At 64.6% G+C, this 12,042-nt stretch carries 14 protein-coding genes; 10 read left to right on the top strand and 4 right to left on the bottom strand.

Annotation, left to right across the window (positions count from 1 at the left end; translation table 11 throughout):
* The 9 genes from PHS32_RS20315 to phnN form a co-directional block, all read left to right on the top strand.
* Positions 1-666 (top strand): sugar ABC transporter permease (locus tag PHS32_RS20315; RefSeq protein ID WP_301081004.1); only part of this gene is annotated, 666 nt, incomplete at its 5' end.
* On the top strand, positions 663-1,496 hold the full coding sequence (locus PHS32_RS20310) for a carbohydrate ABC transporter permease (RefSeq protein WP_301081002.1): 834 nt from the start codon (positions 663-665) through the stop codon (positions 1,494-1,496). The genes PHS32_RS20315 and PHS32_RS20310, both read left to right, overlap by 4 nt.
* Positions 1,497-1,530: 34 nt before the next feature.
* A complete protein-coding gene (locus PHS32_RS20305) occupies positions 1,531-2,781 on the top strand; it encodes an ABC transporter substrate-binding protein (RefSeq protein WP_301081001.1) in 1,251 nt (416 codons plus the stop codon).
* Positions 2,782-2,865: 84 nt separating this feature from the next.
* The gene (locus PHS32_RS20300; RefSeq protein ID WP_301081000.1) at positions 2,866-3,954 is read left to right on the top strand and encodes a TauD/TfdA family dioxygenase; all 1,089 of its coding nucleotides are present in this window, start codon (positions 2,866-2,868) and stop codon (positions 3,952-3,954) included.
* Between the two features lie 85 nt (positions 3,955-4,039).
* Positions 4,040-4,786 carry an MBL fold metallo-hydrolase gene (locus PHS32_RS20295; protein ID WP_301080998.1) on the top strand — a complete coding sequence of 249 codons (747 nt, stop codon included), beginning with the start codon at positions 4,040-4,042 and terminating at the stop codon, positions 4,784-4,786.
* Positions 4,787-4,807: 21 nt separating this feature from the next.
* Positions 4,808-5,554, top strand: a complete 747-nt coding sequence (locus PHS32_RS20290) for an SDR family oxidoreductase (RefSeq protein WP_301080997.1) — start codon at positions 4,808-4,810, stop codon at positions 5,552-5,554.
* A 108-nt stretch (positions 5,555-5,662) separates the two neighbouring features.
* Positions 5,663-6,421, top strand: coding sequence for a phosphonate metabolism transcriptional regulator PhnF (phnF, locus tag PHS32_RS20285; protein ID WP_301080994.1), 759 nt, complete (start codon positions 5,663-5,665; stop codon positions 6,419-6,421).
* Positions 6,418-7,113: a DUF1045 domain-containing protein gene (locus PHS32_RS20280; RefSeq protein ID WP_301080991.1), complete on the top strand. Its 696-nt coding sequence runs from the start codon at positions 6,418-6,420 to the stop codon at positions 7,111-7,113. Before phnF ends, PHS32_RS20280 begins: the two co-directional genes overlap by 4 nt.
* Positions 7,110-7,673 carry a phosphonate metabolism protein/1,5-bisphosphokinase (PRPP-forming) PhnN gene (gene phnN, locus PHS32_RS20275; protein ID WP_301080990.1) on the top strand — a complete coding sequence of 188 codons (564 nt, stop codon included), beginning with the start codon at positions 7,110-7,112 and terminating at the stop codon, positions 7,671-7,673. The genes PHS32_RS20280 and phnN overlap by 4 nt, the downstream gene beginning before the upstream one ends.
* A gap of 34 nt (positions 7,674-7,707) precedes the next feature.
* Here phnN and PHS32_RS20270 read toward each other — a convergent pair whose 3' ends face one another.
* The 3 genes from PHS32_RS20270 to PHS32_RS20260 form a co-directional block, all read right to left on the bottom strand.
* Entirely contained in the window at positions 7,708-8,040 is a 333-nt protein-coding gene (locus PHS32_RS20270) for a type II toxin-antitoxin system HicB family antitoxin (RefSeq protein ID WP_301080988.1), read from the bottom strand.
* Positions 8,037-8,261, bottom strand: a complete 225-nt coding sequence (locus PHS32_RS20265) for a type II toxin-antitoxin system HicA family toxin (RefSeq protein WP_301080986.1) — start codon at positions 8,259-8,261, stop codon at positions 8,037-8,039. The genes PHS32_RS20270 and PHS32_RS20265 overlap by 4 nt, the downstream gene beginning before the upstream one ends.
* Before the next feature lie 127 nt (positions 8,262-8,388).
* Complete coding sequence (locus PHS32_RS20260) at positions 8,389-8,868, bottom strand: Lrp/AsnC family transcriptional regulator (protein ID WP_301080985.1); 480 nt, start codon at positions 8,866-8,868, stop codon at positions 8,389-8,391.
* A gap of 130 nt (positions 8,869-8,998) precedes the next feature.
* On the opposite strand from PHS32_RS20260, the gene mdeB reads away from it, so the two are divergent.
* Complete coding sequence (gene mdeB, locus PHS32_RS20255) at positions 8,999-11,683, top strand: alpha-ketoglutarate dehydrogenase (RefSeq protein ID WP_301080983.1); 2,685 nt, start codon at positions 8,999-9,001, stop codon at positions 11,681-11,683.
* On the opposite strand, the gene PHS32_RS20250 is transcribed toward mdeB, so the two are convergent.
* Positions 11,678-12,007, bottom strand: a complete 330-nt coding sequence (locus PHS32_RS20250; protein WP_301080982.1) for a HigA family addiction module antitoxin — start codon at positions 12,005-12,007, stop codon at positions 11,678-11,680. The genes mdeB and PHS32_RS20250 overlap by 6 nt on opposite strands.
* Positions 12,008-12,042 lie beyond the last annotated feature (35 nt).

The following is a 12,042-nucleotide window of genomic DNA, read 5'->3' as shown; positions in this document are numbered from 1 at the left end:
CTGCTGTACGTGATCCTGGTGGTGCCGGCATCGGTGGGCGCCGGGCTGGGCGTGGCACTGCTGATCCATGGCAGCCGGGCCGGCCAGACGCTGTACCGCACCCTTTATTTTTTGCCCACCATCGCCTCGCTGGCGGCGGCGGCGGTGGCCTGGCAGATGCTGCTGCACCCCGGCAGCGGGCTGTTCAACCTGCTGCTCAAGACGATCGGCATAGCGGGTCCCAACTGGCTGAAGGAAAGTGCCTGGGCCCTGCCCACGCTGGCCGTCATCGGCATCTGGGAGCGCATCGGCTTCAACGCGATCTTCTTCTTGTCGGCGCTGCGCGACATTCCGCGCGACCTGCTCGACGCCGCCCAGGTGGAGGGGGCCGGAGCGCCCTGGGAGCGCTTCTGGCTGGTGGTCTGGCCGCATCTGGGCGCCATGACGCTGTTCCTGTTCGTGATCGCCGGCATCCACGCCTTCCAGTCCTTTGAAACGGTGGCCATGCTGACGCAAGGCGGCCCCGGCAAGTCGACCCAGTTCCTGATCTACACCATTTACCAGGAGGGCTTCGTGTTTTTCAGAACCAACTACGCGGCCGCCGTGACGGTCGTCTTCATCGCCATCCTGGCGCTGCTCAGCGCCCTGCAATTTGCGCGGACCCAAAACCCGGGGAGCGCGCCATGACGCGCCGGACATCACGGCTGGCCGAAGCGCTGCGCCATCTGCTGCTGATCGCCGGAGCGCTTTTCATCCTGGCGCCATTTTTGTGGGCGTTGTCCATTTCGCTGCGGCCGCCGGAGGAGATCTTCACCGCGCAACTGCGGCTGCTGCCGGACCACCTGGCCTTCGTTCGCAACTACCGGCTGGCCTTGACGCAGATGCCCTTGCTGCGCTTTCTGCTGAACGGTGTTGTGGTCTGCAGCGGCATCCTGATCTGCCAGTTGCTGATCATGGTGCCTTGCGCCTACGCCCTGGCCAAGCTCAAGTTCGCCGGCCGCTCGCTGCTGCTGGGCCTGGTGCTGATCGCCTTGGTGATACCGACCACCGCGTTGACCCTGCCGCTGTTCATCCTGGCCAGCAAAGCGCAGTTGATCGACAGCTACGCCGGCCTGATCGTGCCGTGGACCATTTCCGCCTTCGGCATATTTCTGATGCGCCAGGTGTTTTCACGGGTGAGCGACGACGTCATCGAAGCGGCCCGACTGGACGGCCTGGACGAGTTCGAGATTCTGCTCACGATCATGCTGCCGCTGGTATGGCCGGCGATCGGCGCCTTCAGCATTTATTCCTTCGCCCATCACTGGAACGACCTGCTCTGGCCGTCGGTGGTGACGCGCTCGGTCGGCATGGCAACGCCGCCCTACGGCGTCATGCTGTTCCAGAGCGACGAGGCCGGTTCCGATTACGGCGCGCTGATGGCCGGCGCGCTGCTCATCATGACACCCATGATCGTCATCTTCATGCTGGCCCGCGAGAAGTTCATCGCCGGCCTGTCGCTCGCCAGCCCCCCGTAATCCACTGCCTGTTCAACTTTTCACCGGAGATCCCATGAAAGCCCTGTCCCTTCTGTTCGTGCTCTTGCTATCGCTCGGTCGATCCGCTTATGCGGTCACCGAGATCAACATCCTGTACGGCCTGCCGCACCTGTTCAAGGAGGCGCACGAAACCATCGCCAAGGACTTCATGGCCAAGCACCCCGACATCAAGGTCAACCTGCTGGCGCCGGCCAAGCACTACGACGAGGTGGCGACGGCGGTGTTCCGCGGCGCCGTGGCCGGCTCCGTCCCCGACGTGGTCTACAACGGCACCAACCTGATGAACCAGTTCGTCAACCGCGGCCTGGCGGTGCCACTCGATTCGTTCATCCGAAGCGACCCCGATTTCGAGAAAGAGGGCTACATCCCGGCGATGCTGGCGACCAGCCAGATCGGCGGCGCGCAATACGGCATGCCGTTTGCCATCTCGACCCCGATCGCCTACTACAACGTCGACCTGATCCGCCGCGCCGGCGGCGATGCTGAGCACCTGCCGAAAACCTGGGAGCAGGTCATGGAGTTGTCGGAGAAGGTCAATCAACTGGGCGGCAATACCAAGAGCATGTACCTGCATTGGTCGACCGCCGGCACCTACATCTGGCAGTCCCTGCTCAGCACCCACGGCGCCAGCCTGCTAACGCCCGACGGCAAGGCCATTGCCTTCAATTCGCCGGCCGGCCTGAAAACCCTGGAGCTGCTGCGCGACCTGAGCGTTCGCGCCAAGATGCCCAATTATTCGCGCGAACAGGGACGCCAGGATTTCAGCGCCGGACTGATCGCGATGCAGTTCAGCTCGTCAGCCGAACTGACCCTGGTGACGAAACAGATCGGCAATAAATTCACGCTGCGCACGGCGCCGTTCCCGACACCCGACGCCAACGCCCGGCTGGTCTCCGGCGGCGCCACCGCGATGCTGCTGACGAAAGACGCGGCCAAGCAAAAAGCGGCCTGGGCCTACATGAAGTTCGCCACCGGCGCCCTCGGCCAGACCACCATGGTGCGCTTCACCGGCTACAACCCCAGCAGCAAGGTCGCCATCGAGACGCCCACCTTGCTGGGCGACTACTACGCCAAGACACCCAATGCCCGCGTCAGCCTGGCCCAGCTCTCGCGCGCCGCGCCTTGGCTGGGTTTTCCGGGCGCCATGGGCATCAAGATCAGCGATGTGGTGACCGACAAGCTCGAAGCGGTGGTGTCCCTGAAGCTGACACCCAAGGACGCCATGCAGCAAATGAGCAGCGAGGCGAATGCCTTGCTGAAATAGTTCGCCCCCCATTCATGGCGGGATCACGCAGCTCCCGCGCTCCCAAGCTGCGCACCACCGTTCTCACCATTTTGGAAAATTCACATGAACAGCACACCCATTCAATATGCACCCGGCATTGTCGGCGGCCCCATGGCCTGGCGCGCCGCCGACCTGGCACAGGATCAGCGCTGGATCCACCGACTCACCGAAGAAGAAGTTGCGGAGTTGGAGGCGGCGGCCCAGCGCAGCCGCAACGACGGTCTGGAAATTCTCCAGATCACGAAGGAGAATTTCCCCCTGCCGCTGCTGGCGAACAAGATCGCCGCGCTGCGCGCCGACCTGCTGACCAACTATGGCTTCGGCTACATGCGGGGCCTGCCGGTGCAGCGCTACGACCGGGAAACGCTGACCCGCATCTACTTCGGCCTGTCGCGGCACATCGGCGACCCGGTGCCGCAAAACCGCAACGGCCACATGCTGGGCCATGTGATCGACATCGGCACCGACGTCAACGACTACTCCAAGCGCATCACCCAGACCGCGGTGGACCTGGGCTTCCACTCCGACGGCTGCGACGTCGTCGGCCTGGTCTGCATCAACACGGCCAAGCGCGGCGGCGCCAGCGCCATCGTCAGCGCGATCTCGGTGCATGACGAGATGCTCAGGCAGCGCCCCGACCTGTGCCACGCGCTCTACGAACCGGTGCTGTTCGACCGCCGCGGCGAAATTCCCGAAGGCAAGATGCCGTGGGTCCGCATGCCGGTGTTCTCCTGGGCCAACGGCGTCTTCAACGCCTACGCGCCGCTACCCAACTACGTGGAATCGGCCAAACGCTTCACCGACGCGCCGCAAATGACGGCCCTGCAAGTGGAGGCCTTCGACTACTACCTGAAGCTGTGCGGCGATCCGGCGTTTGCCGTTCACATCCCGTTCGAGCAGGGCGATTTCCAGTTCGTTCACAACCACGTGGTGCTGCACGCCCGCACCGCTTTCGAGGACTGGCCGGACGCCTCGAAGAAACGCCACCTGATGCGCATGTGGCTCTCGCTGCCGGACGGCCGCGAACTGCCCACCTCGCTGGCCGAGCGCTGGATCAACATCCAGCGCGGCACGGTGCGCGGCGGCGTCAACATTCCGGACCGCAAGGCGCTGACCATTCCGCTGGAAGCCGAAGCGCCGGCCTACCAGTGAGCCGGTTCGGGCAAACTGTTCTCCTTTCCCGCGCCGCCCCTGTGAAAATGGGGGCGCCGCCGCCAGACCGTTTTGGAGGACGGACATGAAAACAAATCTGGTCGTGCGCTTTCTCGGCGCCGGCGACGCCTTCGGCAGCGGCGGCCGGCTACAGACCTGCATCCACGTTGAATCCAGCAGCCAGCGCTTTTTGATCGATTGCGGCGCTTCAGCGATGGTGGGCATGCGCGCCAACGGCGTCGATCCGGATGCCATCGATGCCATCGTCCTGACGCACTTTCACGGCGACCACTGTGCCGGCGTCGCCTTCTTGCTGGTGCATGCGATGGCGGTTTCGCGGCGCACCCGGCCGCTGGTGATCGCCGGCCCGGTCGGCACCGAACACCACATCAACCGTTTGCTGGAGGTGCTGTTTCCCGGCTCGGCGCCACTGAAACCGCGCTTCCAACTGGATTATGTGGAGCTGGAACACCGGGTTGCCGCCCAGTTCCGCGGCATCACGGTCAAGAGCTGGCCGGCACTGCATGTGCCCGAAACCAGGCCGTCCATCGTGCGCGTCACGCACGCCGACCGCAGCCTGGTCTATACCGGCGACACCGGCTGGACCGAGGACCTCGTCGAGGCCTGCGACGGCGCCGATCTGCTGATCGCCGAGTGCTACCTGGACCAGACTCCCACCCGCACGCATCTGACGCACGACCTGCTGATGGCCAACCGGCAACGCCTGACCGTTGCGGCCATGGTCTTGACGCATGCGTCGGACGAGATATTGAGGATGCATGACGGATTAGGCGCCGCCCTGGCGTTCGACGGCATGGCGATCCATGTGTAAGCAGCTTCTAAGAGGTAACCCATGGCACAGGCAGTGATTGTGACGGGCGGTTCGCGCGGCATTGGCGCCGCCACGTCGGTATTGGCGGCGCAAGCCGGCTATGCCGTGGGCGTCAACTATGTGCAGGACCGCGACGCCGCGCTGGCCCTGGTGGCGCAGATCGAGGCCGCCGGTGGGCGCGCCCATGCGCTGCAGGCCGACATCGCGCAGGAGGCCGACGTGCAGCGCATGTTCGATGAAGCCACGGCGCAGTTGGGCCCTGTCAATGCGCTGGTGTGCAACGCCGGCACCACCGGAAAGCTGACGCGCCTGGAAGACGTGGACCTGGCGACGCTGCGCCGGGTGCTGGACGTGAATCTGCTGGGCTGCATGTTGTGCTGCCGCGAGGCGGTGCGCCGCATGTCGACGGCACTGGGTGGGACAGGCGGCGCCATCGTCAATGTGTCCTCGGTGGCGGCAAGCACCGGCAGCGCCGGCGAGTACGTGCATTACGCCGCCAGCAAGGCTGGCGTCGACGCCTTCACCCTCGGTTTGGCCAAGGAAGTGGCGAGCTGCGGCATTCGCGTCAATGCGGTCGCTCCGGGGTCCACCCTGACCGGCATACACGCCGCCGCCGGCGACCCCCAGCGGCCGCTGCGCATCGCGCCGCGCATCCCGCTGCAGCGGCTGGCCGAGCCGCCGGAAATCGCGCGCGCCATTGTCTGGCTGCTCTCGGCCGAGGCTTCCTATGCCACCGGCGCCGTGCTGCGCGTGGGCGGCGGCTTGTAGACAATTGTCATACGGATGTCTAAATCAGTGGCTAGAGTCGGCAGACCGAGCGCGTCATTTGAAGCGACGCGCGCGCCCTGCCCCTCACTGCCACACCAGGAACGATTCATGACCTTCGGACAACTCACCTCCAGTGCCCCCGGGCGGCGCAGCGGCGTGACCGTGTGGCGCCAGATTGCCGACACGCTGAGCACCGAGATTCGGGATCGCGCCTATGCCGACACCGGTCGCCTGCCCGGCGAGATCGAACTCTCGGCGCGCTTCGCCGTCAATCGCCATACCTTGCGCCAGGCCGTGGCCGCGCTGCAAACGGACGGGCTGGTGCGCATCGAGCCTGGGCGCGGCACCTTTGTGCAGCACGAGCTGCTGGACTACGCGCTGACCAGCCGCACCCGCTTCAGCGAAAACCTGATGCGCAAAGGTCTGTTGCCCAGCAAGCAGTTGCTGACGGCGCGCGAGACGCCGGCAACGCCGCGGGTGGCCACTGAACTCAAGCTCGACAAGGGCGCCAAGGTGTTGATGGTGGAACTGCTGGACGAGGGCAACGGCGAGCCGATCGGCCTGGCCACCGCCTATTACCCGGCGCAACGCTTTGCCGGGCTGCTGGAGATGCTCTCCGAGGGCATGCGCAGCACCGAAATCCTGAAACATTTTGGCGTGCAGGACTATCTGCGCGCGCAAAGCCGCATCACCACCCAGATGCCCAGCGAGGAGACGGCGCGCCTGCTCAAGCAGCCAAGCACCCGGCCGCTGCTGTGCGTGGAGTCGGTCGACGTCGACCTGGAGGGCCGGCCGGTCAAGTATGGCGAGACGGTTTTTTGCGGCGACCGGGTGCAACTGGTGGTGCATGCGGGAGACGCCGCATGACGGCGCGCTACGCCATCTATTTTTCACCGCAGCGCCACTCCCCCTGGTGGCAGTTCGGCGCCCACTGGCTGGGCCGCGACGAGTGCAACGGTGCGCCGCTGGCGCCGCCGGAGCTGTCGCAGTTCTCGGCCACTGACTTGCAGGCCATCACGGCGGAGCCGCGCCGCTATGGTTTTCACGCCACCCTGAAAGCGCCCATTCGCTTGCGCGCCGAGCACAACGTCGCCGACTTACTGGCGCAGATGCAGACGCTGGCGGCCAGACTCAGGCCAGTGGCGCTGGGGCCTTTGCGGGTGACCACGCTTGGCGATTTTGTGGCACTGGTGCCGATCACACCCCCGGAGGAACTGGTGGCCCTGGCGGCGCAGTGCGTGACCGCGCTCGATGCCTTGCGTGCGCCCCTGTCGGCGGCCGAGCTGGCACGCCGGCTTAGCGCGCCACTCGATGCGCGCGAGCAGGAATTGCTGCAGCTTTATGGCTACCCCTATGTGCTGGAGCGCTTTCGATTCCATTTCAGCCTGAGCGGTCCGCTGGCCGCGCCGGATGCGCAGCGGGTGATGCAGGCGGTGCTTGAGCCGGTAGCGCAGTTGAATGCAACGGCACCCCTGCTGCTGGACCGTTTGTGCCTGTTTGTCGAGACGGCGCCGGGTCAGCCGTTGGTACGGGTCGCCGATGTGGAGATGACTGCATGAGCGGGCTTTGGGTGTTTGTCTGCGGTCCCTCGGGTGCCGGCAAGGACAGCGTGATGAACTGGGCTACCCGGCATCTGGCCGATTGGCCCGACATTGTCTTTGCGCGCCGCCTGGTGACTCGCGCGTCGCGGCCCGACTCGGAGCACGACGCGGTGACGCCGCAGCAGTTTGCCCGCATGCTGAATTCGGGTGCGCTGGCCTGGCGCTGGCAGGCGCATGGTTTTCACTACGGCGTCAGTGCGCATTACGCCGCCGAGGTGGCGGCCGGACGAGTGGTGGTGGTGAATGGTTCGCGCCAGCATGTGGACGGTCTGCCCGGCGCCGCGCAGTTGCGGGTGGTGCACGTCGTGGCCGAAGCGCAGCAGCTTGCGCTGCGCCTGGCACAGCGCGGACGCGACGCGCCGCAGGAGGTGGCCGCGCGGCTGGCCCGCAACGCGCGCTTTCGGGCACTGCGCGCCGACTGCACCATCGTCAACCAGGGCCAACTGGCCGACGCCGGCCGCCAGTTGGCGGACTACCTTCGTCACGCAAGCCCGGTTCCGGCAGGCCGGGAGGACTGACAGTCTTGCGGCACCGTCGGTCGAACTTGGCACCTCACCCAGCAACGCACTCCCGCAACGCTTCCTGCGCCAAGGTGTTGATGCTTTTCCCCTGGGCTTGTGCAGCGATTGCCAGCTTCTCGTGCAAATCCGGGGAAATTCGCAAGTTGAACTTGCCTGAAAAATGACGCCTTGGCTGAATGCCCTTCTCAGCACAGACCTCAAGAAAAACCTGGAGTGAGCGCTTGAATTCGGCACGCAATTCTTTTGGATTTTTTCCATAAAAATCGGCGCCGCCGTTAAGACCCAGAATCTCGCCCCGAAAGAGATCGAGATCAGGGTCGAATTCAATCGTTGCGTGAAAATCGTCAACCGTCATTACGTTCATGGTTCAACTCCGTGCTGCTCAAGCCACTTGCGGATACCTGCCACGGCACCCTTGTCCGTATTCGGGGAAGGATGTGGGCGGTGAAACACCCGCACCTCCTGAAACAAAAATACAGAGACCCGGCTACCCGCCCGCTCTTCGATCTCCGCGCCTAATTCAACAAACAGACCTTCAATATCCCGCCATTGGATATTCGCGCTGGTTGGTCGGGCAAAGATCAATTCGACAGTTCTCCGGTGCCTCTGCTTCATAGGTTCATGGTACCATTTTCAGGTACTGAATGCAAATTGCACGGAAGGTATTGCCGGCGGAAGTCTTGCTGCTCAAACCCCGCAGTCAACGCCCGACTCAGCCGGCATGCGACCCGGTGGGCAGCGGCAGCGCGGTTTTGTAGCGGACCTGCTTGAGGGCAAAGCTGGATCTGATTTTTTCAATGCCGGGGATCGGCGTGAGTTGCTCGATGATGAATTTTTCCAGGGCCGCGATATCGGCCACCGCGACGCGGATCAGATAGTCGCTGTCGCCGGTCATCAGATAGCACTCCATGACTTCATCGTGCTCGGCGATGCGGCGTTCGAATTCGGACAGCGAAGCCTTGTTCTGCGCCGTCAGGCTGATGGAGATGAACACGTTGAGCCCCAGGCCCAGCTTGACCGGATCGAGCAGGGCAACGTAGCGGGCAATCACACCCGATGCTTCCAGCGCCTTGACCCGGGCCAGACAGGGCGAGGGTGAAAGGTGCACGCGGCGCGCCAGGTCCACATTGGTCAGCGCGCCATCGGCCTGCAATTCGCTCAGGATCCGGATGTCTTTGGTACTTAGTTTCATTTTCTGCCAGTAATCTTTGGTTTGAAAGAATTTTATGCTTCAATGAAGCGCCCCAATGGCCTAAAAGAGCTGCCCGTGCGGCAGCGGTCGCCTTATAGTTTCAAGCTTAGCCAAGCTGCGCCAGCACCCCATGAACGCCTCCCTACCCAGCCCTGCCCTGCTCGACCCCTCCCCCCTCATCGATCCCGACCCGCAGGAAACGCTTGAATGGCGCGACGCGCTCAGGGCCGTGGCAGCCACGCAGGGGCCTGAGCGTGCGCGCCAGTTGCTCGACGAGCTGACCCGCGTGGCGCATGAGGCCCGCATCGGCTGGCATGCCCAACTCTGCACCCCCTACGTCAACACCATTGGCGTTGAACAGCAAGCGACCTTCCCCGGCGATCTGGCGATCGAGGAGCGGCTGGCCTCCCTGATGCGCTGGAACGCGCTGGCCATGGTGGTGCGTGCCAACCAGCGTTACGGCGATCTGGGCGGCCACATTGCCAGCTATGCCAGCGCGGCCGATCTTTTCGAGGTTGGCTTCAACCACTTTTTTCATGCGCGCGAAGGCACCGGTGAGGGCCAGCAGCGCGGCGATCTGGTGTTCTTCCAGCCGCACAGCTCGCCCGGCGTCTATGCCCGCGCTTTTCTGGAAGGCCGCCTCAGCGAGGGCGATCTGGCCCATTACCGCCAGGAACTGACGGCACCGGCGGCCAGCGGCGCCAGCGCTGGGCGCGGCCTGTGCAGCTATCCGCACCCCTACCTGATGCCCGACTTCTGGCAGTTTCCGACCGGCTCCATGGGCATCGGCCCGATCAGTTCGATCTACCAGGCGCGCTTCATGCGCTACCTGAGCCACCGCCGCCTGCTGGACTGCGCGGGGCGCAAGGTGTGGGGCGTTTTCGGCGACGGCGAGATGGACGAGCCCGAATCGATGAGCGCGCTGACGCTGGCCGCGCGCGAGGGCCTGGACAACCTGGTCTGGGTCGTCAACTGCAACCTGCAGCGCCTGGACGGCCCGGTGCGCGGCAACGGCCGCATCATCGACGAGCTGGAGAAACTGTTTTCCGGGGCCGGCTGGAACGTCATCAAACTGGTGTGGGGCAGCGACTGGGACGGCTTGTTTGCCCGCGACAGCACGGGCGCGCTGGCGCGCGCTTTCGCCAGGACGGTGGACGGCCAGATGCAGACCTTCGCGACCCGCGACGGGCGCTTCAACCGCGACAACTTCTTCGGCCAGAACGAGGAACTCAAGCGGCTGGCGCAAGGCATGACCGACGAGGAAATCGACCGCCTGAAACGCGGCGGCCACGATCTGGTCAAGATCCATGCCGCGTACTGCGCCGCCGCCAGCCATCGCGGACAGCCCAGCGTCATCCTGGCGCACACCAAGAAAGGCTACGGCATGGGGGCCGCCGGGCAAGGCAAGATGACCACCCACTCGCAGAAGAAATTGGGCGACGAGGAGTTGCTGGAATTTCGCGACCGCTTCCATCTGCCGCTGAGCGACGCGCAGGCCACCTCACTGGCCTTCTACAAACCGGCCGCCGACAGCCCCGAGATGCAGTACCTGCAAGGCCGGCGCCGGCAACTGGGCGGCTACCTGCCACGCCGCGAGACCGCTTGCGCGCCGGTAGCGGTGCCGGCACTGGCCGGCTACGCCAACTTTGCCTTGCAGGCCGCCGGCAAGGAAATGAGCACCACCATGGCTTTTGTGCGCATGCTGGGCGCCTTGCTGAAAGACCCGGAACTGGGTCCGCGCATCGTGCCCATCGTGGCCGATGAAGCGCGCACCTTTGGCATGGCCAATCTGTTCAAACAGGTGGGCATCTATTCCAGCGTGGGGCAACGCTATTCGCCGGAAGACATCGGCTCGGTGCTGAGCTACCGCGAGGCACTGGACGGCCAGATCCTGGAAGAAGGCATCAACGAAGCGGGCGCCATCGCCAGTTGGACCGCGGCGGCCACCAGCTACAGCGTGCACGGCCTGGCGATGCTGCCGTTCTACATCTACTACTCGATGTTCGGTTTTCAGCGCGTCGGCGACCAGATCTGGGCGGCCGCCGACCAGCAGGCGCGCGGCTTCCTGCTGGGCGCCACGTCGGGGCGCACCACGCTGGGCGGCGAAGGCCTGCAGCATCAGGACGGCAGCAGCCATCTGCTGGCCGCGACGATCCCCAATTGCAAAGCCTACGACCCGGCCTTTGCCGGCGAGCTGGCGGTGATCGTGGACGCCGGCATGCGCGAGATGCTGCTGGCGCAGAAGAACGTCTTCTACTACATCACGCTGATGAACGAGAACTACGCGCAGCCCGATCTGCCGGCCGGCGTGGAAGACCAAGTGCTGCGCGGTTGCTATCGTTTTGGCAGCTACAAGGCAGCAGCGAACGGCGAGCCAGGCTCGGCTGCATCGAGGACCGTGACCCTGCTGGGCTCCGGCGCCATACTGAACGAGGCGATCCGGGCCGCCGAACGGCTTGCGAGCCAGGGCTTTGAGGTGGAGGTGTTCAGCGTCACAAGCTGGAGCGAACTGACGCGCGACGGCCAGGCGCAGCAGCGGTGCCAACTGCAAGGGCAACAAGATGTGCCGCCGCCTTTCATCACCACCTTGCTGCAACCAAGCGGCGGCCCCATCGTCGCCGCCACCGACTACGTCAAGGCCGTACCGGAGAGCATTCGCGCCTTCGTCCCGCAAGGCCGGCGCTACATCACCCTGGGTACCGACGGTTTCGGCCGCAGCGACACGCGTGCCGCGCTGCGCCACTTCTTCGGCGTGGACGCCCAGCACATCGTCGATGCGGCCAGGATGGCCTGGCGGCAGCAGGAGGGGTCATGAGGAAAAATTCAGCGCGAGTCGATCCCGCGCAAGCGGCTTCACGGCCGCCATTTTGGCTGGATGCTGGCGCACAACCCAAAGCTCAACGGCCTCCTGCATGCGCAACCAGCTCTCAGCGCTGGTATTCAGCAAGGTCGCTATCCGAACCGCCATGTCCGGCGACAAAGCACGCTTTTCGTGCAACAACTCGGACACGCTGAGACGACTCACACCCAGCAAGCCGGCCAACTCGGTTTGCGTCATGTTCAACGCGGGTAACACGTCCTCACGCAGCACCGCACCCGGATGCGTTGGCCGGCGATTTTTGTCTCGTAAAGACCTCATCAGTGGTAATCCTCCAAATCAACATTGATGGCGTT

The organism is Rhodoferax sp. (genome assembly GCF_028714215.1).
Taxonomy (GTDB): domain Bacteria; phylum Pseudomonadota; class Gammaproteobacteria; order Burkholderiales; family Burkholderiaceae_C; genus Rhodoferax.
Note: the sequence above shows the minus strand (reverse complement) of the source record. Positions and strands in the feature narration are given on the sequence as shown.

Coding starts and splice junctions, on each gene's coding strand:
- PHS32_RS20250 (WP_301080982.1), bottom strand. CDS start 12,007: ATGAGGTCTTTACGAGACAAAAATCGCCGGCCAACGCATCCGGGTGCG.
- phnF (WP_301080994.1), top strand. CDS start 5,663: ATGACCTTCGGACAACTCACCTCCAGTGCCCCCGGGCGGCGCAGCGGC.
- PHS32_RS20290 (WP_301080997.1), top strand. CDS start 4,808: ATGGCACAGGCAGTGATTGTGACGGGCGGTTCGCGCGGCATTGGCGCC.
- PHS32_RS20310 (WP_301081002.1), top strand. CDS start 663: ATGACGCGCCGGACATCACGGCTGGCCGAAGCGCTGCGCCATCTGCTG.
- phnN (WP_301080990.1), top strand. CDS start 7,110: ATGAGCGGGCTTTGGGTGTTTGTCTGCGGTCCCTCGGGTGCCGGCAAG.
- PHS32_RS20280 (WP_301080991.1), top strand. CDS start 6,418: ATGACGGCGCGCTACGCCATCTATTTTTCACCGCAGCGCCACTCCCCC.
- PHS32_RS20295 (WP_301080998.1), top strand. CDS start 4,040: ATGAAAACAAATCTGGTCGTGCGCTTTCTCGGCGCCGGCGACGCCTTC.
- PHS32_RS20270 (WP_301080988.1), bottom strand. CDS start 8,040: ATGAACGTAATGACGGTTGACGATTTTCACGCAACGATTGAATTCGAC.
- mdeB (WP_301080983.1), top strand. CDS start 8,999: ATGAACGCCTCCCTACCCAGCCCTGCCCTGCTCGACCCCTCCCCCCTC.
- PHS32_RS20260 (WP_301080985.1), bottom strand. CDS start 8,868: ATGAAACTAAGTACCAAAGACATCCGGATCCTGAGCGAATTGCAGGCC.
- PHS32_RS20300 (WP_301081000.1), top strand. CDS start 2,866: ATGAACAGCACACCCATTCAATATGCACCCGGCATTGTCGGCGGCCCC.
- PHS32_RS20305 (WP_301081001.1), top strand. CDS start 1,531: ATGAAAGCCCTGTCCCTTCTGTTCGTGCTCTTGCTATCGCTCGGTCGA.